The sequence below is a fragment of the Marinifilum sp. RC60d5 genome (assembly GCF_052400665.1).
Taxonomy (GTDB): Bacteria; Bacteroidota; Bacteroidia; order Bacteroidales; family Marinifilaceae; genus JBQTGK01.
Genome location: NZ_JBQTGK010000001.1, coordinates 981,687 through 1,008,472, shown reverse-complemented (window position 1 = coordinate 1,008,472; position 26,786 = coordinate 981,687). Strand labels below are relative to the sequence as shown.

At 33.6% G+C, this 26,786-nt stretch carries 29 protein-coding genes; 24 read left to right on the top strand and 5 right to left on the bottom strand.

The window, feature by feature from the left end; genetic code table 11:
• From ACT3CE_RS04350 to ACT3CE_RS04315, 8 genes are all read left to right on the top strand, one after another.
• On the top strand, positions 1-588 hold a 588-nt coding region (locus ACT3CE_RS04350; protein WP_444708530.1), incomplete at its 5' end, for a hypothetical protein.
• A gap of 16 nt (positions 589-604) precedes the next feature.
• Positions 605-1,072 carry a DMP19 family protein gene (locus tag ACT3CE_RS04345; RefSeq protein ID WP_444708529.1) on the top strand — a complete coding sequence of 156 codons (468 nt, stop codon included), beginning with the start codon at positions 605-607 and terminating at the stop codon, positions 1,070-1,072.
• 193 nt (positions 1,073-1,265) lie between these two features.
• The gene (locus ACT3CE_RS04340; protein ID WP_444708535.1) at positions 1,266-2,405 is read left to right on the top strand and encodes an RHS repeat-associated core domain-containing protein; all 1,140 of its coding nucleotides are present in this window, start codon (positions 1,266-1,268) and stop codon (positions 2,403-2,405) included.
• Positions 2,406-2,408: 3 nt separating this feature from the next.
• Complete coding sequence (locus ACT3CE_RS04335; protein WP_444708528.1) at positions 2,409-3,182, top strand: hypothetical protein; 774 nt, start codon at positions 2,409-2,411, stop codon at positions 3,180-3,182.
• A gap of 13 nt (positions 3,183-3,195) precedes the next feature.
• Positions 3,196-3,990, top strand: a complete 795-nt coding sequence (locus tag ACT3CE_RS04330; protein ID WP_444708527.1) for a hypothetical protein — start codon at positions 3,196-3,198, stop codon at positions 3,988-3,990.
• Positions 3,991-4,105: 115 nt separating this feature from the next.
• Positions 4,106-4,741, top strand: a complete 636-nt coding sequence (locus tag ACT3CE_RS04325; protein WP_444708526.1) for a hypothetical protein — start codon at positions 4,106-4,108, stop codon at positions 4,739-4,741.
• A gap of 4 nt (positions 4,742-4,745) precedes the next feature.
• Positions 4,746-5,156: a hypothetical protein gene (locus ACT3CE_RS04320; RefSeq protein ID WP_444708525.1), complete on the top strand. Its 411-nt coding sequence runs from the start codon at positions 4,746-4,748 to the stop codon at positions 5,154-5,156.
• Positions 5,157-5,381: 225 nt separating this feature from the next.
• Entirely contained in the window at positions 5,382-5,645 is a 264-nt protein-coding gene (locus ACT3CE_RS04315) for an RHS repeat-associated core domain-containing protein (protein ID WP_444708534.1), read from the top strand.
• 108 nt (positions 5,646-5,753) lie between these two features.
• Here the strand turns inward: ACT3CE_RS04315 and ACT3CE_RS04310 are convergent, their stop codons facing one another.
• Complete coding sequence (locus ACT3CE_RS04310) at positions 5,754-6,041, bottom strand: hypothetical protein (protein WP_444708524.1); 288 nt, start codon at positions 6,039-6,041, stop codon at positions 5,754-5,756.
• A 517-nt stretch (positions 6,042-6,558) separates the two neighbouring features.
• Here ACT3CE_RS04310 and ACT3CE_RS04305 point away from each other — a divergent pair.
• From ACT3CE_RS04305 to ACT3CE_RS04265, 9 genes are all read left to right on the top strand, one after another.
• A complete protein-coding gene (locus tag ACT3CE_RS04305) occupies positions 6,559-7,005 on the top strand; it encodes a hypothetical protein (RefSeq protein ID WP_444708523.1) in 447 nt (148 codons plus the stop codon).
• A gap of 392 nt (positions 7,006-7,397) precedes the next feature.
• On the top strand, positions 7,398-7,862 hold the full coding sequence (locus tag ACT3CE_RS04300; RefSeq protein ID WP_444708522.1) for a deoxycytidylate deaminase: 465 nt from the start codon (positions 7,398-7,400) through the stop codon (positions 7,860-7,862).
• A gap of 10 nt (positions 7,863-7,872) precedes the next feature.
• Positions 7,873-9,477 carry a S41 family peptidase gene (locus tag ACT3CE_RS04295; RefSeq protein WP_444708521.1) on the top strand — a complete coding sequence of 535 codons (1,605 nt, stop codon included), beginning with the start codon at positions 7,873-7,875 and terminating at the stop codon, positions 9,475-9,477.
• 156 nt (positions 9,478-9,633) lie between these two features.
• Positions 9,634-10,509: a Spy/CpxP family protein refolding chaperone gene (locus ACT3CE_RS04290; RefSeq protein WP_444708520.1), complete on the top strand. Its 876-nt coding sequence runs from the start codon at positions 9,634-9,636 to the stop codon at positions 10,507-10,509.
• 585 nt (positions 10,510-11,094) lie between these two features.
• Positions 11,095-11,571, top strand: coding sequence for a hypothetical protein (locus ACT3CE_RS04285; RefSeq protein WP_444708519.1), 477 nt, complete (start codon positions 11,095-11,097; stop codon positions 11,569-11,571).
• Positions 11,546-12,292, top strand: coding sequence for a hypothetical protein (locus tag ACT3CE_RS04280; protein ID WP_444708518.1), 747 nt, complete (start codon positions 11,546-11,548; stop codon positions 12,290-12,292). The genes ACT3CE_RS04285 and ACT3CE_RS04280 overlap by 26 nt, the downstream gene beginning before the upstream one ends.
• A complete protein-coding gene (locus ACT3CE_RS04275) occupies positions 12,292-12,783 on the top strand; it encodes a hypothetical protein (protein WP_444708517.1) in 492 nt (163 codons plus the stop codon). Before ACT3CE_RS04280 ends, ACT3CE_RS04275 begins: the two co-directional genes overlap by 1 nt.
• A gap of 39 nt (positions 12,784-12,822) precedes the next feature.
• Positions 12,823-13,314 carry a hypothetical protein gene (locus ACT3CE_RS04270; RefSeq protein WP_444708516.1) on the top strand — a complete coding sequence of 164 codons (492 nt, stop codon included), beginning with the start codon at positions 12,823-12,825 and terminating at the stop codon, positions 13,312-13,314.
• A gap of 8 nt (positions 13,315-13,322) precedes the next feature.
• A complete protein-coding gene (locus ACT3CE_RS04265) occupies positions 13,323-13,856 on the top strand; it encodes a hypothetical protein (protein ID WP_444708515.1) in 534 nt (177 codons plus the stop codon).
• Between the two features lie 39 nt (positions 13,857-13,895).
• Here the strand turns inward: ACT3CE_RS04265 and hemN are convergent, their stop codons facing one another.
• On the bottom strand, positions 13,896-15,260 hold the full coding sequence (gene hemN / locus ACT3CE_RS04260; RefSeq protein WP_444708514.1) for an oxygen-independent coproporphyrinogen III oxidase: 1,365 nt from the start codon (positions 15,258-15,260) through the stop codon (positions 13,896-13,898).
• A 181-nt stretch (positions 15,261-15,441) separates the two neighbouring features.
• Here hemN and ACT3CE_RS04255 point away from each other — a divergent pair, with 181 nt between their 5' ends.
• Positions 15,442-18,228, top strand: coding sequence for a PAS domain S-box protein (locus ACT3CE_RS04255; protein ID WP_444708513.1), 2,787 nt, complete (start codon positions 15,442-15,444; stop codon positions 18,226-18,228).
• 63 nt (positions 18,229-18,291) lie between these two features.
• On the opposite strand, the gene trpS is transcribed toward ACT3CE_RS04255, so the two are convergent.
• Positions 18,292-19,281, bottom strand: a complete 990-nt coding sequence (trpS, locus tag ACT3CE_RS04250) for a tryptophan--tRNA ligase (RefSeq protein ID WP_444708512.1) — start codon at positions 19,279-19,281, stop codon at positions 18,292-18,294.
• Positions 19,282-19,467: 186 nt separating this feature from the next.
• Entirely contained in the window at positions 19,468-19,911 is a 444-nt protein-coding gene (locus ACT3CE_RS04245) for a YqaA family protein (protein ID WP_444708511.1), read from the bottom strand.
• A gap of 408 nt (positions 19,912-20,319) precedes the next feature.
• On the opposite strand from ACT3CE_RS04245, the gene rbfA reads away from it, so the two are divergent.
• The 4 genes from rbfA to ACT3CE_RS04225 all read left to right on the top strand — a co-directional run bounded on the left by rbfA (position 20,320) and on the right by ACT3CE_RS04225 (position 23,314).
• Positions 20,320-20,655 carry a 30S ribosome-binding factor RbfA gene (rbfA, locus tag ACT3CE_RS04240; protein ID WP_444708510.1) on the top strand — a complete coding sequence of 112 codons (336 nt, stop codon included), beginning with the start codon at positions 20,320-20,322 and terminating at the stop codon, positions 20,653-20,655.
• Between the two features lie 11 nt (positions 20,656-20,666).
• The gene (locus ACT3CE_RS04235) at positions 20,667-21,881 is read left to right on the top strand and encodes an ABC transporter permease (RefSeq protein WP_444708509.1); all 1,215 of its coding nucleotides are present in this window, start codon (positions 20,667-20,669) and stop codon (positions 21,879-21,881) included.
• An 81-nt stretch (positions 21,882-21,962) separates the two neighbouring features.
• Positions 21,963-22,655: a hypothetical protein gene (locus ACT3CE_RS04230; RefSeq protein ID WP_444708508.1), complete on the top strand. Its 693-nt coding sequence runs from the start codon at positions 21,963-21,965 to the stop codon at positions 22,653-22,655.
• Positions 22,656-22,666: 11 nt separating this feature from the next.
• A complete protein-coding gene (locus tag ACT3CE_RS04225) occupies positions 22,667-23,314 on the top strand; it encodes a hypothetical protein (protein ID WP_444708507.1) in 648 nt (215 codons plus the stop codon).
• Positions 23,315-23,340: 26 nt separating this feature from the next.
• Here the strand turns inward: ACT3CE_RS04225 and dusB are convergent, their stop codons facing one another.
• Positions 23,341-24,336 (bottom strand): tRNA dihydrouridine synthase DusB, encoded by a 996-nt coding sequence (gene dusB, locus ACT3CE_RS04220; RefSeq protein WP_444708506.1) that lies wholly within the window; start codon positions 24,334-24,336, stop codon positions 23,341-23,343.
• Positions 24,337-24,560: 224 nt separating this feature from the next.
• Between dusB and ACT3CE_RS04215 the strand changes: the two genes are divergently transcribed.
• Together ACT3CE_RS04215 and ACT3CE_RS04210 are read left to right on the top strand one after the other, a co-directional pair.
• Positions 24,561-25,499: a helix-turn-helix domain-containing protein gene (locus ACT3CE_RS04215; RefSeq protein ID WP_444708505.1), complete on the top strand. Its 939-nt coding sequence runs from the start codon at positions 24,561-24,563 to the stop codon at positions 25,497-25,499.
• 70 nt (positions 25,500-25,569) lie between these two features.
• Positions 25,570-26,436, top strand: a complete 867-nt coding sequence (locus tag ACT3CE_RS04210; RefSeq protein ID WP_444708504.1) for an AraC family transcriptional regulator — start codon at positions 25,570-25,572, stop codon at positions 26,434-26,436.
• Positions 26,437-26,786: the final 350 nt, after the last annotated feature.

The following is a 26,786-nucleotide window of genomic DNA, read 5'->3' as shown; positions in this document are numbered from 1 at the left end:
AGTTATGATCCAAAAGATGAATGGAGTAACTATTCTTTAGAACAAGTACAATTTACCGAATGGTACAAACAATCTAGTGGAAGAGTTGAAATAACAGACAGCCCAATTGATTATATGTTGGGCGCAGGAATTGGAAAAGCTCTTGTAAATGGTGGTAGAAAAATAGTTGGAAAAACTATTACTAAGGGTGGTATGCAAACTTTATCAAAAGCAGAAATGGCTTTGGTTAAAGGTGGTAGTGCTAATTGGGGAGGTAACCTCTGGAAAGTGGGATCTTACAAAAGCTTAAGAGGTTTAGAAGTTGGATTGGATGCTCATCATGTTGGACAAAAAGCATTAATGAAAAGATTTGTTCCAGGCTATAATACTAATACTGCACCATCAATCCTTGTTCCAAAACTTGGACATACTGTAGGAAAGGGGAGTGTAAGTCGCAGTATGTCAGGATTTACTAATGCAAGACAAGTTTTAGCCAGAGATATTTTAGAAATAAGACGAGTATATGGATTACGGGGAATTCCAAACAGCTCATTACAACAACTAATTCAAATGAACAAACAAATGTATTCGGGAGCATTCGTCAAATAATTGTAATAATAATGCAATGAATAAAGAAAAATTAATTGAGAAGAAATTTAATGAGTCAGTTCAAGGAATTGATGAAAAAATTCTTTCAAATCAAGAAGATTGGTATACCTATGTTCACAATCTACCAATACATTTGAGAGTAGTATATACCATTGTCGTTCTCCATCAACAAGTTTTTAATGGAGGTTTTCACCAATATTTTCTAAATGGATATGGTTTATTTGGATATTTAACATTGGACTCTCTAAAAATAATCAATGCAAACTTCACAATGAATTTGTTAAATACAGTTTTAAAAGAAGTGAACATTGAGGGTTTTAATGTTGAAGAATTTAGACATAAAGTATTTAACAAGGAGATTGGTAAGATTGCAAATTTTGATGATAAACTAAGTGATTTTCTTGAGAAATGTGATGATACATATTATGAGGTAGAGGAGGATTTAACCAATTTGTTAGGGCAATATCTTGAAAGTGTAAGTTAGTCGTAATATTTCAAATTGACTGATTTGAATAATATGACAATGTAAGGAATTGCTATTCAGTGTAAAAAACAAATAAAAATGTAGGAAAATAAGCAGTACAAAGTATCGCTTACAAAGAGTTCATTGACAGTTTAGGCATTAACTGGTACGATCACCATGTTTATCTTGTGAAATCAATTTGTTAGAGCTGTAAATATTTCACAGGACACGTTATTACGACCCCGAAGTAGGTCGTTGGTTTGCCATCGATCCTGCTCTGCAGGCAGTTAGTCCTTACATGGCCATGGGGAATAACCCCATGATGATGGTGGATGAGGATGGGGAGTTGGCATTTTTAGCAGTAGTTGGAATTGGTGCAGCAATTAGTGCTCTAACTTATACAGGGAGTGTTGCTTTTAGCGATGGCGGTTTTAGTAATTGGGATTGGGGCCAATTTGCAGGCAATACATTAAAAGGTGCAGCTATGAGTGCCATAACTGCAGGAATTACAACAGGAATTGGTGATGCTTTCTCTGGTGTAAGCAATGGATTTATAAAAACAGCCGGAAGTGCCGCAGCCCATGGTGTTGGACAAGGTGGAATTTCATGTGTACAAGGCGGTAGTTTTGGAACGGGATTTGTTTCTGGTGCAATGGGTTCTTTAGGAGCTTCGGCAGGTAATTTGGGAATCGGACGCTTAGGCTATGAAATTACTGGTGCTGCTGGTGGTTCGTTAGGTGCTTTGGTTTCCGGTGGAGATGTTTTACAAGGTGGTATAACAGGTGGGGTTATTGGATTGTGGAATCATGGGCAGCATGATGATGAACCTGTTGTGAATGTTAATTTGCCAGAAGTTACTGTTACTGGAAGTAGAGCAATTAGTTTAGTTATGGCAGGATTAGGAGGACGATTTGGGGATGATTATCTTGGTTTTACGGGAGCAAGATCTCCAGGAAGAACTAGGGTAGATGGAACTCTAACATGGTATAGAAATACAGCGGTGGGGCCAGAAATTGTTAAAACTTGGACTGCTCGCTCGGGATCTAGATCTTTATTACCTACTCCACATGGGGAGTGGGAGTTATCAAATTGGAGGAAACGAACAAAACAAGGGTTTGTTAAAGATGGTGTTGGATTTAGTGTAGACATAACTCCAGATCCTATGCATAATAGGCAGTATTTAAGAATTCACCCTGATGGAGGACTTCCTGGTACTGCTGGCTGTATTGGATTAACGGGAAATGCTCAAGAATTAAGGCTGTTTTCCAGTATGATTCGTAACCATCTTTCGCAATATGGTCCAATGAGATTAAATGTAGGTTATACTATTCCTTCAGTTCAATTATATCCGTAAATTATGAAAAAAGTATTTTTATTGATTATTATTTTGATGAGTCTTTCGACATTCGGTCAGGAATCGGATAGACATAATTTGTATTATAAAAAAGTGCATGAATTTTATAATAGTTTGCAAAATAAAGAATTATCAATCGATAGCGTTTGTATTCTGTTAGGAATGTCTTCGTTAGAGGAGGAAGAGTATTTTTTCTTTAGAAAATGTGATGAAAATACAACAAAGGATTGTGTGGATATTTTTTATGAAAGAATTAATAATCCTCAAAAGTACTCGTCTGTTTATTTTAATGAAATCGTAAAGTTTAAGAAGTTGTTTTTATTTTCTGGATATGAAAATTCTATTGATTCAATTATTGAAAATTCACTTATTTACGATGAAGGTTTGCAAAGTGATGTTTCAGTTGATTTACTTTTTCCCAATGGGAAAACGATTTATTTTCATATGAATAAGTATAAAGATGAACCTGTCTATATTACAGGAATATACTTTTCTAATGGAGAATCCTATTACAATTATTTGTTCAAAGGAATAGAGGGTGTAACGGAAGATTATTTAAAGCGTTTGGCAATTATTAATGATCCTGATGATTATACAAATGTTCGAAAAGGCAAAGGATATAATTATCCTGTTGTTTACAAAATAGAAACTAATGAAGAATTTTTATTTACTCCAAACAGTAATTGCAATTGGTGGAAAGTTCAAGATAAAAGCGATACAAAGAACGGATTTATGCACAAAAGTAGAATTAAGCCTTTAGGGCATTATACTGATTAATGATTTGAATAAAATGAAGAAATTAGCAGTATTATTATTAGTGTTTACGCAAGTAAATTTATCAGCACAGTTCCAAGATAATAGTTGTAAGTTTTTTAATAAAATAAGTAGCTCTTGTGAAGAAAATCTTGATAGTTTATTAGGTTATAACTTTAGTAAACTTTTAGAATCCAGAGGAAACAACACTTTAGGATATATTGGTTCTAATTATCAAAGAATAAAAATTAGACTAATTTCAGTAGTTAAAGATCAAAATAATGAAAAAGAATATCTTGTTTTTGGAAAATCAAAAGTAAAAAATAATGTATGTGAGTTTCTTGGAAAAATAGAAATTCATAGAATTTGTTTGAAAAATGAAAAAGATAGAATATTAAATTACAATGTCGCCATGCAGCATGAAGATGAAGATGCAGCAAATCAATTTAAATACCCTAAAGGAAGAATAGTAGCTAAGTATCTGTTTTTTGAGAAAAAAGAGCAAAAAGGGACAGGTGTATTTGAAGGAGTTCTAAAATGTGATTTTTACATTAAGGATAATATTCCTATGTATGATGATCTGGAAAAAGGATATAGCGATTCTTATAATAATAACCAATTTGTAGGAAAATGGATTAGTTATAAAACTAATAAAACAAAAGTATGTAATTGGGGTGATTATAGAGTTCCCTATTCCAAAAATCTAGATGTTGGAATAGCTGAGTTTTCCGTTAATGAAAAATATTTAGATGCTGGATGGATGAATTTTTATAAAGCTTTTTTATTACAGGATTTAAATGCCCAAAAAGAGGAAAAAAATAAGTGGTGGTAATGCATCAAATTGACCCCTTGATGGTCCGAGTTTGTGCTGACTGATGGTGCGAGCGTCCTTTGCTCGTATCTGTTTTTAAAGAAAATATAATTGGTTTTAAGATATTTTTCACTCAATGTGGGGCGGAACATCTTTCGGAGCATTATCAGGTGGTGTGGGCGCAGAACTCTCAGGAGGTGATTTTTGGCGAGGTGCAGGACTGGGGGCTACGGTTTCTTTGTTGAATCATTATATGCATCAGGTTGAGGGTGAATGGAATGAAAAACGTGCCATTAATAAAAGGGCCAAGGTGTATGCAAAACAAGCATTTAGTGGAGTTAGCTTAGCAGAGCAGCAGAGTGGATATACCGATCCGTATGTTGCAGGTTTAGTCACTAATGTAGGCATATACGGAGCAAAAGGTTTCTATGAACTTTTGAATAATGAATTTATGGTGCAAGCAAAATTCAACAATACATTACTGGCTAAAGGAGCAGAGTCTAAAGTTGTAACTAAATTAAAAGTTCCAGGATTTATTAAGTTTATTGGAAAATGGTTAGGTCCAGCTATTAGTGTGTATGGATATTTTGATACTAGGGCTCAATATAGAGCTAAAAATTTAACACATAATGAAATGATACGAGATCAAAGATCAAATGTAATTTCCTTAATTCCTTTTTTTGGAACTGGTTGGTCTTTAGGTTTTGAACCAGGGATGAAATGTGGACCAAGTACTTGGTATGGTAAAAACGATTATAAATGGTTTGAATAGAATTATGAAAAAATTTTGGGAATATATTTTTTATAGAGCTTGTAAATTGGATGAATTTATTTCTGGAGATGCTGCTGAGTGGACCTATTTTTATGGAGTAATTATTACAACCTTATTTTCAACTTTAGGTATTTATTTTATAGTAAGTGTTTTTCTATATTATTGTTATCCTAACTATCTTATTGCTTTTGAATCTTTTTTTAAGTATCTAATTACTATTGTTTTGTTTTCTATATTGTTCTATGTTAGAAATAAAAAAAGATATATTAAAATTTTAAAAAAAACTGCAAAAATACCGAAGAAAGAGAAAAGACTTTATAGTATTTTAAGTTTGCTTTATATTATTATTGTTGTTTTGGGAGAATTTTGGATAGGTGACTTAATACGAAACTCTAATTATATGATCGGGTATTAAAAGGGGTAGTGTTGGTAATGCTTCAAATTGACTGATATGTATAAAACGATATCTTAATATTCAGGATAAAAACGAATAAAATGTTAAGGGAATAAGCTGTGCAATGTATTGCTTGTTTTTTAAAAGGGAGTTCATTGATAGTTTGGGTGTGTTTGCCTGTCCCGATTTTTTTCGGGAGTACGATCATCATGTTTATCCAGTGAAATCAATTTGTTAGAGCTGTAAATATTTCACAGGACTCGTTATTACGACCCCGAAATAGGCCGTTGGTTTGCCATAGATCCTGTCTTGCAGTCTGCTTCGCCGTATATGGCCATGGGAAACAACCCCATGATATACATTGATTCTGATGGTAGAACCTGGAAAATTTTTAAGAAGATAGGCGATGCCTGGAATGGTTTTTGGGATGCAGCCAATCAGTTTGCTCAGTGGGCAACCACTGTTTCGCAACGAAGCACAATACGAAGCAGCTGCTCAAAATGCAATTGAAGCTAGAATTGAGAGTTTCAGAAATGGAGTAAAAATTCTTATGCATACGCATTGTACACTAGCTGCTAAATTATTCTGTATCTCTATTGATAGAGGGATTTCTTTATTTTAGAATCTTAAAACAGTCTGCAAGGCTATCTCGAAACTTTTTGGAGAGCCCAAAACAGTTTGCGAGGCTATCTCGAAACTTTTTGGAGGGACTAAAACAGCCTGCGAGGCTATCTCGAAACTTTTTGGAGGGACTAAAACAGTCTGCGAGGCTATCTCGAAACTTTTTGGAGAGCCTAAAACAGCCTGTGAGGCTATCTCGAAATTTTTTGGAGAGCCTAAAACAGTCTGCGAGGCTATCTCGAAATTTTTTGGAAAGCCTAAAACAGTCTGTTGGAGTATGTTCAAAACCTTTTGTTATAGGCCATTTCGCTATTAATAACTATAATAATTACTCGTATCTATTTTCGAAGAAAATAATAGAATCACAATTCACTTGCAGTTTAAATTGTCGAAAATAAGAAATTTTGAGAGAGACCTAAGTAGCTGAAACAATTGCATTTTCACAATCTTTAACACTTCTTCTCATTTGTTAACTCAAATGTTAGATACATTTGTATCATACAAAGAGATAGAAATTAGATTAGGTTTTTCATAGAATAATAGATTAGTAGATTAAATAGATCGCCCAACTTTTTTAGTTGGGTTTTTTATTTTCAGGCTATTGGGTTTTTGTGCTTGTCGTAACTGCTTCGTTTTCTTGTTGTACTTCGAAATATTCAATTTGAACTACCTCTTTTTTTAAGTTTTTTCTCTCTACTACAATCGAATTATTTTATTTAATATTAGGTGTTAGGTAAACATATTTTGTAGATTTGTGTAGAAGCGCATTGGTTAAGCTTTATTAAATTTAAAATCTATAATCATGAAAAAATCTATTGTTATACTTTTGGTTTTGATTGGATTCTCTCTTAGTGCACAAAATACAAAGTTTGAAGTTTTAAAAGCTTTTGTTGCGGGTAGCATTAATTTTAAAGACGAATTTGCAGATCTTGGTCAGCCTATATCTACAATTAATAAATTAGCAGAGCAGCAGGCCGATAAAACAGTTGAGTTGAATAAAGAAACTATAAGGGAAACTTTAGACTTAGCTAAAACTTATAAAACCTGTATCATAACAGTTGGGAATCATACTCTTGTTAAAATAACCAATTTTAACGATTGTAGCCCTAGTGGAGCATGGGGTACTTGCATGCCAATGGGAAAAGGATATGTGCAAAAATCGGGAATTTTAAACGAGAAGAATGGCTATATTAAGAATATTATTGGTCGTCCGGCTTCGCAAACTATAAAAGCATACCTTTTTAAGTAATAGCTTAAGAAACTTAAAATTCCCGATTTGTGATATGCCAATCGGGAATTTTAATATAATATGATTGATAGGAATATATTTCGAAGGTAACCCGCCTGTTGCTGGCCCTGCTTTTGTTATCGGTGTTAGTAATCTACATCGAGTTTTGTACTGACTACTATTTTGAAAAAGTTGATCTGTTAAGGTGTTGGCATTTGAGATATTATAGAACAAATCTTTTTGTTGATTAGATGTGAACTTTAAGAAGAATTAGTTTCGTTTACAAGTGGCAAAAATAGCTTACTGCTAGGTTAATCGTTAAGGGCAGCAGGTTTTGATTGATGTACTATAAAAGATTAACTCCCGATATATTTTTATACATTTGTTTTAAGTACATGAAATTGACTAATAATATGCAAAATACAGAATTGGTGGACCTAACAGGCAAGCAAGAGAAACAAGATAAGTTAGATAGAAGGTATTTAAGAATGGCTGCAGTTTGGGCCGAGAATTCATACTGCAAAAGAAGGCAGGTTGGAGCTTTAATTGTAAAGGACAAAATGATTATATCCGATGGATATAATGGCACTCCCTCTGGTTTTGAAAATGTATGCGAAGATGAAAATTCAAAAACAAAACCTTATGTACTACATGCCGAAGCTAATGCAATAACCAAAGTTGCAAAATCGGGCAACAGTAGCGAAAATGCTACATTATACGTTACAGCTTCGCCTTGCATAGAGTGTGCAAAATTAATTATACAGGCCGGAATTGTACGTGTTGTGTATTCCGAAGATTATCACAGTTCCGATGGTAAAAATCTGTTGGAGCGAGCAGGAATCGAGTTGAAATATATTTGTTTACAGGAAGAGAATTAAAATTTAATACATGAGTTACGACAATAAAAAAAGTGCGATAATTTTGCCACTCTTACTGGCTTGTGCAGTGGTGTTGGGAATGTTTATAAATTCTTTTTTTCAGAAAGGAAATTCGGGCGAATCTACTATTTTCCAAATGCCACAAGCAGCTAGTAAGCTTGATATAGTTTTGGATATGGTTGAGGAAGATTATGTGGATACAGTTAGCACAGAGCAAATGATAGAGAAGGCAATTCCTTCTCTTTTAAAAGATCTGGATCCGCATACGGTATATATTCCTGCCAAAGATCTGCAAAAAGTAAATGATGAGCTAAAGGGTAACTTTGGTGGAATTGGTGTTCAGTTTGTTCGTTATCAGGATACTGTGGCTATTGTGCGCGTAATTCCTGGCGGACCATCGGAAATTGGTGGCATAAAAGCAGGAGATCGTATTGTAACTGTCGACGATACTTTAATAGTTGGGAAAGAAATGAAAGACGCTGATATTATGAAGCGTCTGAAAGGCCCAAAAGGTACGCCGGTTAAAGTAGGTGTTTATCGCCGAAGCTCGAATGAAAATATCGATATAGAATTGTTACGAGGATCGATTCCTGTTCCCAGTGTTGATATTGCTTATATGCTTACTCCCGAGATTGGTTATATAAAAGTAAGCCGATTTGCTGCAACTACTTATTTCGAATTTTCGGAAGGTTTGCATAAGCTTAAAAACGAAAAGGCCACAAAATTAATTGTCGATTTACGTGGTAATACAGGTGGATATCTTTCCGAAGCAACAAATATGATTAATGAGTTTCTGCCAAAAGAAAAGATGATTGTTTATACACATGGAAAATCGCAGCCAAGAACCAATTATATGTCTACAGGTAACGGGCAATTTCAGGATTTACCAATTATTGTATTAATTGATGAGGCGTCGGCTTCGGCAAGTGAGATTTTTGCAGGTGCCATTCAGGATAACGACAGAGGTAAAATTGTTGGTCGCCGCTCTTTTGGTAAAGGTCTGGTACAGGAACAGCGTATGTTGCCCGACGGATCGGCTCTGCGTTTAACCGTAGCCCGTTATTATACTCCTACGGGTAGATGTATTCAAAAACCTTACAACCACGGAAAAGAAGAGTATTATAATGATATCAATCATCGATTTTTAAATGGGGAGTTTCAAAAAAAGGACTCCATTCATTTTAATGATTCGTTAAAATATACAACTCCTGGTGGAAATATTGTTTATGGTGGAGGTGGAATTATGCCCGATGTGTTTATTCCTGTTGATACCTCGGGATATTCTGATTATTTCAGAATTTTAAGTCGAAAGGGTATTATCTATCAGTATGCATTTGAATTTGTCGATCAAAACAGACAACAAATGTTATCGATAAAAACTTATCAGGATGTTTTAGATTTTGTTAAAAACAAAAACATTATAAACAAAATGGTTGCTTACGCTGATAAAAAAGGTGTGAAACCAGATGCTAAAGGACTTCGTCACTCGAGAGAGGTAATCGAAACACAATTAAAGGCATACATTGCTCGTGATATTATCGATGATGAAGGTTTTTATCCAATAATTAAAGATTTGGATAAAACATTGCAGGATGCAGAATCGCTTTTTAATTAATTGTTTTATAGGTTGAAAAAGAAAGACTTGCCAGTGGGTGAGTCTTTTTTTTTATTTTAAAATTAAACCTTTTTAAAATTGAGAGGTCAAACTTCCGAAATCGATTTTACAAAAGCGCGGTAAATTTATTTTCAAAAAATTCAAAAATTAGACAAGATGAAAAAAATAGCAATATTAGGAATGATCTGTATGTTCTTTGTTGCAGGAACTACAAGTTTATATGCACAAAGAGGACAAAGACAAGGTAGAAATGCAAAAAGACCTGTTCTTAGCGAAGAACAAAAAGATCAAATGAAAGACGTTCGCATTAAGTATGCAAGCGAAACGAAGGATTTAAAAAACCAGTTGAACGAATTGCAGGCACATCAGCAAACTTTGGTGTCGGCTACTAAGCCAAACAAGAACGAGGTTTATGCCAATATCGATAAAATGGGTGCCATTAAAAAGGAATTGAACCTTAAGAGACTGGATATGCGTTTGGATATGCGTTCCTCTTTAAATGAAGAGCAATTAATGTGTGCTGGAAACAGATCTGGCAGGTATGCCATGAAAAGAGGTCAGAAACATGTTCAGCGTGGAAAGCAGGGAATGAGACAAGGAAGAAGACAAGGTAATTTTCAGGCTGCTGAGGGAAAACAATTTGCACAAAGAGGGCAAAGAGAAAACCGAGGTCAAATGCAAAGAGGTGGAAAAGGGCAAATGCAAAGAGGCAATATGCTTAATTTTAGCGAGGAGCAAAAAGATCAGATGCAAGAGTTACGTATTGCTCATTTAAAAGACACTAAGAGTTTAAGAGATGAGGCCGAAGTGTTGAGAATGAAGCAAAGACAGATGATGACATCAGAAAATCCTGACAAAAATATGCTGGTATCGAATGTGAATGATCTTAGCAAAATTCAAACTCAACTGGCAAAAAAGAGATTTGACAATCGCTTAGAAATGAGAAAAATTTTAGACGAGGATCAGTTGGTGCTTTTCTTAAGTCACTCTGGCAATAGAAAAGGTTTTAAGCACCAACGAAGAGCTTTTTAATCATAGATTAGTTTTTTACAAGTAGAAAGAGGTTCCTGATTGTTGGGAACCTCTTTTTTATGTTTTTTTTATATCGCTTTCGAAAACATCTTATCGCCACCTTTTTGTGAGTAGCGCAATTTGTTGTCGAATGGTTTGGCAATGTTTCTCAGGAAAATCATGGTAAGGCCGGTAATTGTTACGAGTTTATTGAGGATAAAACTTCTTCTTGCTCGATTCCATTTAATTTTCAAATCTGAAAATCAATAATTAGTAAAACTTAAGCATAAAGGGAGTTTGAGTATTATTTTACCGATTATGTGTTTTATAGCATGGCTATAATAGGGTTACTTTTTTCTGATTTGTGGAATAAAGGGGGGAATACATTAATTAAATCACAAAAAATTATGAGAAAAGTATTATTTTTTTTTAGCAGCTTTACTGTTATTTTGGTCTTGTAGTAATGAAGAAACTGAAGATTTAAAACCAGACGAAAAAATAAACCTCAATTTTTTCGCACATACTAAATCTGCCGACAATTTTAAGGAATATGCTATTGATTATTTACAATATTCCGATTCGCTTACACAATTTTCCAGCAATTTTGTGAAGGTATACGGATATCCCCAATGGGATTATGGCGATTCGTTTGAGTATGAGCAAAAGGAGTATTTGTATGTTCCGATAGTGTATGATGGTAACGATTTGGTAGGAATACTTGTTTTATCGTATAAAAATGAGGACATGGAATCAAAACTATTACTTAACGATACCGATTTTATAACTTCTGTTGAATCGGAATATGATCTTTCGCATTTGTTTGCTTACTACGAACAGCGTATATTTGGTTGTATCACAGCCAAAGATATTAAGATAAGGCTTTCCGAAGATTCAGAAAGCAGAACAAAAGCAGGAATGTGGCATTGCTATTATACCGATGCTATTATTGATGGAGAATGGGTTAATACTCATAGAGAATGTACATATTATTTTACAGGACCTAGCAGTCAAGGAATCGATCCTTTGGGTGATACAGGAGGTGGTTTACCAGGAGGATTTGATCCTTATACCGGGGGGTGGTAATCCGAATCCTAACCCGAATCCACCAGTTACGGAAGATGACAGCTGGACTGATACGAAAGCAGATTGTGTAAAAGAAAAACTAGAAGCAGGAGGTAGTAATTCTATTTTAAATAAATTACTTGAGGGCTTTAATCTTAGTACAAGTACCATTAATTTAACCTTTTATGTAGGTAATACTGATTACAGGGGCAATCCTGTACCAAATGGCAAATGTATTTTTGATCCTAATACAGATAGAATGTATGTATATGTTAGTGAAGATAGGTTAAATGAATCTTCACTTGAAATAGCACGTACAATTCTTCATGAATGTTTTCATGCTTACATATATGGTAAACTTTACGGAGAGGATATTCACAATGGATTAGCTCCAGAACCTGATTTTGCAAAAGATTTTGCTGAATACGAGAAAAAATATAAAATTAGTGATGAAGATAATGAATCTCAACACAATTATACGGCTGATAAGTATAGGACTTACATGAAAGAAGGGCTTAAGACTTATTTTGAAGCTGATCCAAAATATAGCAGGTTAATGGATTTTTTCTCTGATGATCCGAATTGGCACGGTGTTGATTATATGTATGAATCTTTAACATGGGGTGGACTGAAAAAAACTGATGCTTGGAAAGAATATATTAAAACACCAGGGAATGAACAAAAGCTTAAAGATCAAAAACAGTTTATTTATAGGTATTTACCAAAAGAAAATTGTGAATAATGAATACAATATATTATAAAATTTTAGTCTGCATATTATTTACTATTTATGAAGTAAATGTTTATGCACAAAATACACAAAGCGATACAGTCTTTTTTTTAATTGATAAAACTATGGAAGGGTATGAATATCATACTCCACATAAAAATAGTGATAGGTTTCATATCCTAATTCAATGTAAATATTACACAGCTGATTTAAATGCTTCTTTCTCTTTTATTGAGTTAATTCCAAATCAATACAATATGAATATCAGTGTTGAAAAAACAAAATGGAGAATAGATAAAAAGCAACTTAAAAATTATCAATTAATTGATATGAAATGGGTAGCAAAACAGGAGAATTTTGATGTGATACATAACGCACTATATAAAAATGGATATGATACTTATTATTACATACTTTTTAAAAATGAACTGGATTGTATTAAGGGAGATTCTGTTTTATTGCATCAAGTTCATGTAAGACATAGTGATATTGATATTGAATAAAGTGTTCAATATTTTAATTCAGGTAAGAGAGTAAAAACCTTGCCTGAATTATTTCTTAAAAGCAACAGTAAAAATTCATATGAAATCACAATAGACAATAATTATATAGGAAAAGCTACTGATTTATCTGTTGCAAGAACTATGATACATGAAACCATACATGCCCATTTACTTTATATAACTTATGGTATGAGTTCTTCTGAAAAACAAAATTCTAAAGAATGGATTGCTCTAAATACAATATTTAATAACCGACCTTTAAATGATAGAAGTAACAACACAATACAACACGAATATATGGCTGGGATAGTTAATTTAATTGGAAATTGTCTTTATGATTGGTCTTATAATAATAACAAAAATATCACTCGTGATTACTGTTCTAAATTAGCATGGGGCGGCTTATTAAATACAGATATATTTAAACAAAAAGTAAAAAATGGAGAATTAAGCAAAAGTGAAATAGAAAGAATTTTATTTTGTGAACAAGAAAATAATAGTAATGCGAAAGGAGCAACATGTATAAAATAATACAGAAAATGAGGATAGGATTATTTGTTTTAATTGTACTTACATATTGCGATTTGAAAGTTGAAGCTCAGCTTAATAAGGCTTATGAAATAATCGGTGAAGTGGCAAAACAAAGCACTCATAAGCTGAACCGAGAAGTAATGTTAGATAGAGGATTAATAACAAAATATCTGACATTAAGTAATTTTCAATTTTCAATCTACAATGGAATGGAAAAAGTTAGTTCACAAAATGACTTTTCCGCACAGGATATAAAGGAATTAAAAATAAAAGTTAATTTCTCAAATTATCCAACAAAGTGGAAAAAGTCTTTTCTTCGAAAGGTAGATGTTAAACTAACTACAAAAAAGATTGGAAATAAAAGTAACAAGCCATTGTACAAAGTATCACCACCAATTTTCTTTAAAAATGATACGTTTGTTTTAATTTATATAAGAACTTGGTGTGGCTTAGAATGTGGTGATGAATCTATAAAGATATTTAAAGTTTTAGAAAATAGTGCTTATGAATATTATGGAGAAATTTTAATAGGTATTTCTTAAAAAATAATTAAGGCTGTCAAACCGACAGCCTTTCCTATTTTATATCGCTTTCGAAAACATCTTATCGCTACCTTTTTGTGAGTAGCGCAATTTGTTATCGAATGGTTTGGCAATGTTTCTCAGGAAAATCATGCCCAAATCGGTAACCTCGAGTTTTTCTTCGCTAAGTTCAATAATACCTTCTTTTTTCATTACTTCCAGCTCGTTCATAATTCCTTTTGGAAGATATTCTTTTAGATTCTCGGTAAAGAATAGTTCACGGCGGCAGGTAATATCAAGAATTGCACGTTTTATGCTTACATCTTCGTCGCTCAGAAAATAGCCTTTTACCAAATCTAATTCGCCTTTATCAGCAGCGTTTTCGTACTCTTTAATGGCTTTGGTATTTTGTGCATAGGCATATTTTGCATCCGAAATAGATGAGGCACCTAAACCAATTAAAAGTTCAGTATGGGAAGTGTTGTACCCCATAAAATTACGATGCAGGCGTTTTTCTTCACGCGCTACATACAATTCATCATGTGGCAAAGAGAAAAGATCCATTCCCACATCGCTGTAGTTCAGTTCGGCCAGTTTTTCTTTTCCCAAATCGTATAAAGCACGTTTGGCTGCACTATCGGGAATATCGGCATCGGTAAACATACGCTGACCTTTGGTTTTCCAGGGTACATGAGCGTAAGAGTAGTATGCTATTCGATCGGGTTTAAGCTGGGCAACTTTCTCGAAAGTATCTTTAACCGAGCTAAGTTTTTGCTTGGGTAATCCGTATATCAAATCAAAATTCACCGATTTGTAACCAATTTCCCGGGCAGCTTCGGTTACTTCTTTAACAACTTCGAAACTTTGTTTGCGGTTAATAATGTGCTGAACCTCGGGATCGAAATCCTGAACACCATAACTTACTCGTCTAAATCCCACATCGTATAATGCTTGCAGGTGTTCACGGGTGGTATTGTTAGGATGTCCTTCAAAGCTGAATTCATAATCGGGATGCAGTTTAGAATTTTCTTTTAATCCTATAATTAGTTTTTTTAAATTTTCTGGACTAAAGAAAGTAGGAGTTCCACCTCCTAAATGCAATTCGCGTAAAATTGGTTGATCACCAAAAGTATTTAAATAGATTTTCCATTCTTGTAAGATAGCATCTATATAACTATCCTCAAGCTTATGGTTTTTAGTAATTACCTTGGTGCAGGCACAATAGGTGCACAAGCGTTCGCAGTAAGGTAAATGAACATAAATACTAATTCCTTTGCTGGCATTCGATTCATCGAAACTACGTTTTACCACTTTTAGCCATTCCGAAACTTCGGGCTTTTTATCTCCCCAAAAAGGTACAGTAGGATAACTTGTATATCGAGGTACTGGTACGTTATATTTATTGATTAAGAGTTCTCTATCCATAAAAAATGCTTTATCGGTAATTCATACAAAGATATCCTTTTTTATAAGAATTTAGAGAAATACGAACAGAATTGGGAATATCTACGCTGTGATTTTTTGCGAATAAATACACTTAGAGTAGTCTTATTTATATACTATTTATTATATTTAAAACAATTAGCTTTAATATAAACTGTTATTTATGTCTGACAAGGATCAAACAATGTCTAATTTATACAAAGCATTAGTTTTAAATTCGGGTGATACAATGTTTTTGTTCGACCAGAAAGGTAAAATTTTTGAGGTGAATAATTCTGCATGTCACTATTTGAAATATTCCAGAGAGGAATTGTTAAATCTTTCGGTTTTTGATATTGCTCCTGAATTTCAGACACCAGGAATAATAGATGTTTATTTTAAAAAACTACAGAAAAGTAAGTTTGTAAAACTAAAATCTACGAATAAAAGAAAAGATGGAAGTGTTTTTCCTTCAGAGGTTAGCTTATCCTTACTTGTTGATAATGGACAATATTTAGTTCTTGGAATTGTCCGAGACATTTCAGAATATGAGCAGGACAAAAAGAATTTATCGGACTATATTGATACATTAGATAGTATTCACTCCATTTTAGAACAAGCTGAAAATATTGAGCAAATGTTAACCGGGGTGCTGAGTTTAATACAAGAAGTGTTTAAAACAGATCGTACTTTTATTATTTCGGCACCAGAATTAGAAGATCATTATGTGATTAATTCTTTTGAGATAGTTAAAGATCCTTACAAGAAATTTTTTACCAATAAAAATGATCGAAACGATTTAGCATACAGTGAAAAGATTTATGAGCAAATAAGAACAATTACGTCTGATGTATATTTATCTTCAACTTTTAAGGAAGCTGATAGCAGTACAGCACATTCCGAACTAATTGTTCCAATGCATAAAATTGGAGCTAATCCATATTTACTGGGAATACATCAATGTTCTTACGACCGAAAGTGGAGCGAATTAGAGCAAAAGTTATTCCTGGAAATTAGTCGTAGGTTATCCTATGCTATTGTTCGTATGTTTAATAATTATACGGTACAACAAAGCGAGGAAAAATATAAAATACTATACGATAATGCTCCTTTGGGCTATCATTCTTTAGATAAAAATGGGAATTTTGTAGATGTAAATCAAACCTGGCTTAATTTATTGGGTTACGAAAAAGAAGAGGTAATTGGTAAAAATTATGCCGATTTACTTCATCCAGATTATTTGGATCGTTTCGTAAATAATTTTTCGAAGTTCAAATCCAGAGGTTTTGTGCGAGATGTTCATTTTAAACTAAGACACAAAAATGGTACTTATATTCCTATTGCTCTAGAAGGCGGTACCGGTTGTCATCCCGATGGTAGTTTTAAACAAACTTATTGTGTAATTCAGGACATTACTGCTAAGCTTAAGGCAGAGGAAGAATTAAAAGCAAGCGAAGCAAAGCTGAGGTACTTTATTCAGCAAGCTCCGTTTCCTCTTAGTTTGGTAAATACTTTAACAGGAGAGATTAGTTATTTAAATAATAGTTTCTTCAAAATGTTTGGATATTCTGACGAAGAAATTTCTACTTTGGATAAATGGTGGAAGCTGGCATTTCCAAATCCCGATTATCGTGAGTTCGTAATTAAAAAATGGGAAAAAGTTACAGGTTTTAGCGAAGAAGAAAAAGCAAGTACTACACCTCAAGTTTACAATATTTATTGCAAAGATGGAAGTGTTAAACAAACATTAGTATCGGGAATTGCTCTTGGCAATGAGTTTTTAACCATAATGGTAGATATCTCTGCTCAGAAAAAAATTGAACAGGAATTAATTATTGCCAAGGAAAGAGCAGAGGAGAGTGAAAAGTTGAAATCTGCTTTTCTGGCAAATATGAGTCATGAAATTAGAACTCCAATGAATGGAATTCTGGGTTTTGCAGATTTATTAAAATCACCAAAATTGAGTGGTGAGAAACAACAAAAATACATAGATATTATTCTTAAAAGTGGCGATAGAATGCTATCTACAATAAATGATATTATTGAGGTTTCCAAAATTGAAACAAATCAGGTTCAACCATCAAATATACAGGTTAATATTAATGCTGTTATCGATCATTATTATGATTTTTTTGAACCTGAAGCTAAAGAGAAAGAGTTATCTTTTAATTCTAGTAAAGCACTGCCTGCAGAACAATCTGTTATTTTAACCGATCAGTTAATGTTAGATTCGATTTTGAGTAATCTAATAAAAAATGCAATTAAATATACTGTGACAGGAAGTATTGATTTTGGTTATCGAGATAAGGGAAATTACCTGGAATTTTTTGTGAAAGATACGGGTATTGGAATCGCTGCCAATATGCAGAGTATAATTTTTGAGAGATTTAGACAAGCCGATCTTAATAATGAAGATACTATTGAAGGTTCGGGTTTAGGTCTCGCCATAAGTAAAGCTTATGTTGAGATGCTGGGAGGAGAAATTATTCTTAAATCGGAACTAGGTAAAGGATCGGAATTTATATTTACAATTCCGGTAAAAAGAAGCAAATCGAAAAAAATAGATGTAGATAGTTCAACACTTATTTGTGAGGCAGATGGTAAAAAACTAAAAGTTCTTATTGCCGAAGACGATGAGTATGCCAGAGAGTATTTATCTATTCTGTTAAAACGGATAAGTAGTGAAATTTTAATAGCCGAAAATGGAGAAATGGCTGTTGAATTGGCTTCTAAACATTCTGATATAGACTTGATTTTAATGGATATGAAAATGCCAAAATTAAATGGTTACGAGGCTACCAAACAAATTAGAGAGAATAATAAAACGGTTCCAATAATAGCACAAACAGCTTTTGCACTTGCAGGCGATCGTGAAAAAACCTTACAGGCGGGTTGCAATGATTTTATATCCAAACCTGTTAGTGCTGATCATTTATACAGTGCAGTTAATCGTTTGATTTATAAAAAGTAAAATTAAACTATAAAAAATGCCATCTCTATTGAGATGGCATTTTGAAATGATATGATTCGTTTTTTAGAACTTTCTAAATCCGAATAATTTGCGAACTTCTTCTAGTGTTTTCACAGCACTTTCACGAGCTTTTTCAGCTCCTTCCTGTGTTACTTTTCTTAAATAAGCATCATTTTGTGAGATGTCTAAAAATCGCTCTCTAATTGGAGTGGTAAAATTAATGATATCTTCGGCCAATTGCTTTTTCATATCTCCGTAACGAATTTCGCAATTGTTGTATTTATCGTTGAAAAAGTCGTAAGTATCTTTCTCTGAAACAACATCCATTAAAGAAAACAGATTTTGAATGGCTTCAGGTTTTTCCTGATTCATTTCTGTTGGGCCACTATCCGAAACTGCTTTCATTACTTTTTTACGAATATCTTTTGGATCTTCGACCAAACCAATTGCATTTCCTTCCGATTTTCCCATTTTTCCAGATCCATCTAATCCTGGAATTTTTACAGATTCTCCTGTAAATGAATAAGGCTTAGGAATTGGGAAAGTTTCTGCTCCGTAAGAATTGTTAAATCTTTTAGCAAATTTACGAGCCATTTCTAAATTTTGCTCCTGATCTTTCCCTACAGGTACATACTGTGCTTTATGAATTAAAATATCAACAGCCATTAAAACCGGATAAGTTAATAATCCTGCGTTTACATTTTCAGGATTCTTACGTGCTTTATCTTTAAAAGAAGTGGTGCGTTCCAATTCTCCCAAATAAGCATTCATATTCATTAGCAAATACAATTCAGGAATCTCTGGCACATCACTTTGTACATAAATAGATGCTTTTTCAGGATCAATTCCACAAGCAAGATATTCGGCTAAAACTTGTTTTACATTTAAGTGAAGATCTGCAGGGTTCGGATGTGTAGTCAAGGAGTGCCAATCAGCAATAAAGAAAAAGCAATTGTTATCGTTCTGCATTTGAATAAAATTCTTTATTGCTCCGAAATAGTTTCCCAGGTGTAAATTACCTGTAGATCGAATTCCACTAACTACTGTATCCATGATCTGATTCATTATTTGCTCAAATATTGAGCTGTTTATACTTAAAAAAATTATCTTGCAAAATTATGAAACCTATCGGATAAATAAAATAGCAAGGCACATTTCTGTTGCTGATTGTAAAGTTTTGTGTGTTTGTAATTTCCTTATTTTGTGAATTTGGGATTTGGAGCTTGTCGATTCGAGGTTTTATGCCAATGCTTGCACGGTAAGCCATGTCCAAACAAGGTACCGGCATAATTTTCCTGCTGCCATAAACAAAGCCATCCAATACGGATTGGTTTTTAATAAGCCCAAACCTAAGGGAATTAAGTCGCCAATAAATGGTAAAAAAGCAAAAAAGGCAATTGCATTTCCTTTGTTTTGCAGATAAATTCTCGATTTTTCGGCTTTTTCTTTTTTTACACGAAGCAATTTTTCTATCCATTCCCACTTGCCCAGATATCCTAAATAATAACTGCTAAGTCCACCCAGCCAGTTTCCAAAAGTGGCAATTCCAATGGTTAAGCCAATATCAAAACCAGAATAAACACAAAGGCTTACAATGGCCTCCGAGCTAAAAGGCAAAATGGTGGCAGCTAAAAAGCAGGCCATAAATAAACCCCAGTATCCATATTCTATCCATTCTGCCATTCTGCAAATGTAGATATTCAATTAAGAATTAGAAATGATGAATTCGTAATTGTGTTTTTTTAGGTAAGAATTTCCATACTAACAATGCCCCTAATAGTTTGTTGTATAAAAAAATCATCATGAATTCGCGAATTTAAATGTTTGCTATTCAAACATAGTCGGGTTTGGCTATTCTATTAAACCAGTCATAAAATCAATATGTTAGAATAACTTAAAAATGTTATCGATTTTCTTGTGTATAAACGAAATTACTCGTGAATTCGTGGTTCAATTTTAGGAGGAATTATTCATGTTTATTTTGCAATTAGATGATCAGTCACTCATTTACTCATTCACACATTAACTCATTTACTACAACCTTATTCACTATAATTCTACTATCTTTGTAAAAAAAATAGAAGAGTATATATGGAAAGCACAAGACAAAGCAAAGTTTCAAGATTGTTACAAAAGGATTTAGGAGAAATTTTTCAGGTAGAATCACGTAATCTCTTCGGAGGAAGGATGATATCGGTTACAACAGTTCGAATAAGTCCCGATTTAGGCTTGGCTAAAGTATACCTTAGTATTTTTCCATCCGATAAATCGGAAGAAACACTTCAGCTAATTAAAATGAGTTCGAAAAACATTAGAAGAATTTTAGGCCGAAGAGTTGGGAAACAACTTCGTATTGTTCCCGAATTGGCATTTTTTATCGATGATTCATTAGATTATATCGAGAATATAGACAGTTTATTGTCTTAATTTCCTGCAAGTTGAATCTTCCTTTTCACATAGCTAAGCGTTACCTTTTTTCAAAAAAAAAGCAGAATGTTGTTAATATCATATCGCTGATATCGGTTATTGGTGTATGTTTGGGTACCATGGCTTTGGTTATTGTTTTATCGGTTTTTAATGGATTAAATGGCCTGATTTCCGAATTGTATGGAAGTTTCGATCCCGATTTAAAAATTGTACCCGCAAAAGGAAAGACTTTTATTCCCGATTCAACTTTCGAGAAAATTCGAAAAATGGAAAACGTGGTGTTTTACTCTGAGGTTTTAGAGGAAAATGCCTTGCTAAAATATGGCAATCGCCAGCGTCCTGCAATTGTAAAAGGAGTAGACGAAGACTTTACTCTAATGACAGGAATGGATACCATGATGGTAGAAGGGAATTTTCTGTTAGATTCACCTAAACATCAGTTTACCGTATTGGGATATGGTGTTGCCCTCGATTTAGGAGTTGGTCTTACTTTTGTCGATCCTATTAAGTTTTATGTGCCCAGACGAAATGCTAAAATTGGGCATAACCCAATGAGTGCTTTTAATGTTAAGTATTTGTATCCTTCGGGCTATTTTATGATTCAGGCCGAATTCGATTCCCAATACGTACTTGTTCCATTAAGTTTTGCGCGTAATCTTTTTAGCTATAACAAAGAGGTTAGTGCTATTGAATTAGCTGTTAGCGATTCGGGTAAAATTGAAAGTGTAAAAGAAAATATTCAGGAAATTCTTGGTGATAAGTTTGTGGTTAAAAACCGTTACGAATTGCACGACGTGTTATTTAAAATGATGCAAACCGAAAAAACGGCTATCTTTTTTATCCTGGCATTTATTCTCATTATAGCATCTTTTAATATTATTGGATCGCTTACCATGCTTATTCTCGATAAAAAGAAGGATATAATTACGTTGCGAAGCATGGGAGCTAACGAAAAAATTATAAAAAAAATATTCCTGATGGAAGGATGGTTAATTACCTTATCGGGAGGAATATTAGGTATTTTTTTAGGTGCAAGCGTTTGTCTTTTACAGAAGAAATTTGGCTTCATAAAATTTTCCGAATTGGGAGGAATATTGGATACTTATCCGGTAGAGGTGCATTTTAGCGATATTTTTATCATCTTTACAACTGTTGTACTGATTGGATATATGGCTTCTCGTTTTCCTGTTCATTACATCACCAAACGATTCTTACAGTTTAACTGATAAAAATCCCACTCGCGTAAACAATTTTTCATTCATTATAAATGGATTGTGAAAAATTATAACTTATAAAATCATTACAAAATGAAAAATTTATTCGTTTTCTGTTGTCTGGTATTTGGTGTTTGCCAATTTGTTCAGGCACAACAAACTGCATTAACATCTAATGGTAAAGTGGTAATTCTTTACGATAATGGTACCTGGACTTATGCCGATGTTAAAGCACCCGCAAGAGCAAATCAGGAAGCTCCTCAAAAAGAGCATGGAGCAGAAACTGAGAATTTAAAAACAATGACAAAAACTGTTATTGATGATAGTCCGATTTCACTAAAAGATGCCGAGGTGGCAAAAAAGGCGTTTATAGAAGGTCCTAGTGCTAAATTATCGAAGTATTTTAAGCAGAAAAATATTGTTCGTTGCGATTTTACTTTATCATCGAAAGATGGAAAAGCAATATTAAAAACCGATTGGAAAATTATGAATGGCGAAGCATATTCTTACTTTGGATTTATTAAAGAAGGAAACTCACTTAGCCTGGAGTTAATTGGTGGTAAAACTGTCGATTTAGTGTATACAAAAGAATTTGAACCCAAAGAGTATGAGAGATATGGATTCTCAACCTATTCGGCAGAAGTAGAATTAAGTAAAGATCAGCTACGTATTCTTCGTAATGGTATTGTTTTTAAAGCTAAAATGAACTGGAGTCGTCGAACAGAAGAGTATAAGGTAGTTGCACCTTCCTATTTTATTAAATCTGTGCCTGCTATTATCGAATAAATTGTAGAAACATGAAATACTTACTGATTGTACTAATTTTGCTTGCCGGATTTTTTAAAACAGAGGCTCAAATGCGGATGACTACTCCGGAAGGAAAAGTTGTTCTGCTTTTCGATAACGGCACCTGGAAATATGAAGAGGTAAAAGCAGAAGAAATAATGATAGCTGCGGCTGTAAAATCGGAGGAAGAAATAAGTAAACCTATTGTTTTAAAAGATATCGATTTAGAATCGATAGTGGTAATAAAAGGAGAAAGCGCTAAGCTAGCTAAGTTTAATAGTAAGAAGAATACAATTAAATGTAATTTTCAGATTATCTCGAAAAATAATAAAGTAGTATTAAAAACAGAATGGAAAATTCTGGAAGAGGAAGGATTTCGCTTTTTTGGATTCATTACTAAAAAATCAAAAATAGATTTGGAGTTATCTAATGGTGAGATTGTTAGCTTGCAGTATGCTAAAGATTTTGAGCCTAAAGAATATCCCAATTATGGATTTTCTATTTTTAGCGCCGAGCTAGAGCTTAACGAAAATCAAATTAGAAGTTTACAGAAAGGATATATTAAAACATCGAGTATGAAATGGAGCAGGAGACTGGAGTCTTATGCGGTATTCGACCCCGATTATTTTATAAAAGAATTGCCTAAGATTATGGAATAAAAAAAAGACGCTAATGCGTCTTTTTTTTATTCATCATCAATTTGAATTTGGCCCCATTCAGCCGCAATTCTATCTAATATCAGCATTAAATCCTTATAATTGTTCGCTCGCAACATTTCAATACGTGTTTGCTTAAAGTTAAAAAGGCCTTTAAACATACCTGCCATGTGGCGGCGCATGTGAAGAATTCCCCTTATTTCATCTATCCATTCAATGGCAGCATCAATCTGTTCTTTTAGCATTTCTACCTGCTGAGAAACAGTAGCGGGAGGAAGCAGTTCACCAGTTTCTAAATAATGTTTTACATCCCTAAAAATCCAGGGTTTACCAACTGCAGCACGTCCAATCATTACCGCATCAACTCCATATTTATCGAAGGCTTCTTTGGCTTTAAGAGGATTGGTAATATCACCATTTCCGATAATAGGAATGTGCATGCGAGGATTATTTTTCACTTCCCCAATTAAAGTCCAATCGGCTTCGCCTTTGTACATCTGGCAACGGGTTCTTCCATGAATCGTAAGTCCGGCAATACCAACATCCTGTAATTTTTCAGCCAGCTCTACAATTACTTTAGAATCTTCGTCCCAGCCCAAACGAGTTTTTACCGTTACCGGTATGTTAACAGCTTTAACAACTGATTCTGTAATTTTTAAAAGTTGTGGAATGTTTCGAAGCATGCCCGATCCGGCACCTTTAGTGGCAACTTTACGTACCGGACAACCAAAGTTAAGATCGATAAATTCGGGATTTGCCTGCTCTACAATTTTTGCTGCTTCAACCATAGGATCAACTTCCTTTCCATAAATTTGAATGGCAACAGGGCGCTCTTTTTCTAAAATGGTAAGCTTTTTCATGCTTCGGTTCACCGATCGAATTAACGCATCCGACGAAATAAACTCTGTATACATTAAATCGGCACCATAGCGTTTACACAAAACTCGAAATGGCGGATTAGTTACATCTTCCATCGGAGCCAGTAATACCGGCTTTTCCCCTAAATCCAATTTTCCTATCTTCACTTGTCTTTTTTTTTAATCAGGCACAAATATAATGATAATAGTTAATGTGTAAATAAGTGAATGTTTGAATAGGTAATTAATCTGTTTTATATCATTTTATACTGATTATAGGTTTTGTAGATTTAGACTTGCATAAGCTTATTTTTGCTATCTTGAAGCTGTTGATGATCTATGATTCTCATCATGATATTGAGCCCTGAATTTAACCATCAGAACTAAACTAAATGAAATTAACCAATAAGGAAGATATTCCATTTCATCATTATTCGGAAACACATCAGTATGAAAATATTACAGAAGGTCATCCTGCTCTTCTAATTGATCCGAATTTTCCCTTTGTATTGACTGAATACGATGTAATGAATAGTAGGGCTCAAGCTGAAAATCCTCATCGGCATGATTATTTCGAAATTTTATTTATTAAAGATGGCGAGGGACAGCATATAATTGATTACGAAACCTTTGATATTAAGCCACCTGCTTTTTATTTTCTTTCCAAAGGACAAATACATTTTTGGAAATTGAAAAAAAAGTTGAAAGGAAGCGTATTTCTTTTCCCAAGGGAGTTTTTGATTCCTCCTTCCACAGCTTTTAATCATGAGGGCGATTTGTCTATTTTTAATGGCCTAAGTAAAGCTTCGCAGCTTTGTATTGCCGCTGAAGATTTACCAAAAATAAATGAGCTAATTGGCAATATAAAAGAAGAGTATTCACGGACGGCTGATCGTGGTCTTTCGATTCTTCGAGCTTATATGCATATATTGTTGGTTAGTTTGTTTAGAATTTATGCTAAAAAACAAAATAAAGATATTTTAGACAGGTCTAATGCAATGGTGCGCCAATTTAGGCAATTGGTATCGGAAAATTATCTTACTGTTCGTTCGGTACAGGAGTATGCCGATTTAATTGGTATTAGTGCAACTCACCTTAGGGATACGGTTAAAGATATTACTGGCTATTCGCCTGGCCAACTGATTCGGCAGGAAATAATTTTTGAAGCCAAACGTAGGCTAGCCAATACCGAAGCTACAACAGCTGAAATAGGTTATGGTCTTAATTTTGATGATACCTCTTATTTTAGCAGGTTTTTTAAACGTGAAACTGGTAAAAGTCCATCGACTTACAGAAAGGAAATAAGAAAAAAATACCAAATTTATGGTTAATGTATTAAATTAATTGAATAGACTTTGCTGATCAACTAATTTATTGCCTAATGAAACTGAATCACCTCTTATGAAAAAGATCCCGGAAATAACATTTTGGAAAGACAAGGAATTACAAATAAAGGGATTTCAGTTCTATATACTTGAAGAGTTAATTACTGATGAACTTAATCCTTCCGACCACAGCCCTTATTTACCACATCGTTTAAATTTTTATGCAATCCTGATAATTACAGAGGGTGAGGTTAATCATGTAGTTGATTTTAAAGTTTACAATTTGCGCGAGGGTGATGTAATGGTTATTTCGAAGGGGCAGATACATGCTTTTGAAAAAGATGCTGATTACAAAGGTTATTTGGTGGTATTTTCCGAAGCTTTTATGCAGAAATATATGGCTCAGGCATCTATTGCCCGAATAAATCATTTGTACAATTACTTTTTGAGACAAGAAAAAATTAACAATCCCGACTACAATCAAACTTTATTTAACAAGCTAAAAGAGGAACTAAATAGCAATTCGTCTTCACAAGCCAATATTATTGCAGCCCTATTAACTGTTTATCTGTTAAAATTAAACGATGAAAATACTCATCCGGAAAAAACTGTCGATAGTAAGTATCTGGAGTACTTTAATCAATTTAAATTTCTTGTTGAGAAAAATTATTCAAAAACCCGCGATGCCAAAGTTTATGCTTCCGATATTGCTATTTCCTACAAACACTTAAACGAGGTGTGTAAAGAAATTGTAAAAACCACAACAAAATCTTTTATTGATAGTTATGTGATTTTAGAAGCGAAAAGGATGTTGGTGTCCACTTCACTATCGGTAAAAGAAGTTGCTTTTGCATTGGGTTTTGATGAACCTACAAATTTTCTTAAATATTTTAAGAAACATACCAGTTTAACGCCACTTGAATTCCGTAATGTTTTAGCATAGTTATATGGGGAATTTGGTGTATTAGATTGTAATAACAATGGCATTTAAATGGATTTGTAATTTTTCTTACATACCATTAAAAGTAAAATATTCGATATGAGTTTGAGCAGACTAGTACCCGATCTGCCAAAATAATTTCGTAATACTTCATAATTACACCTGAAATGTAAGTCTTATCTGAAGACTTATATCTGATTCAGGTTACAGATTTACCATCGTTATACATAGCTTTACCTTTATCACATTTTGATTTCCACACATCTTTGTGGTGTAATATTTCAAAGATGAAACAGATAACAATTTTAGGGGCTACCACAACAAAAGTTGGCATTTACCAAAACGGGAAACTC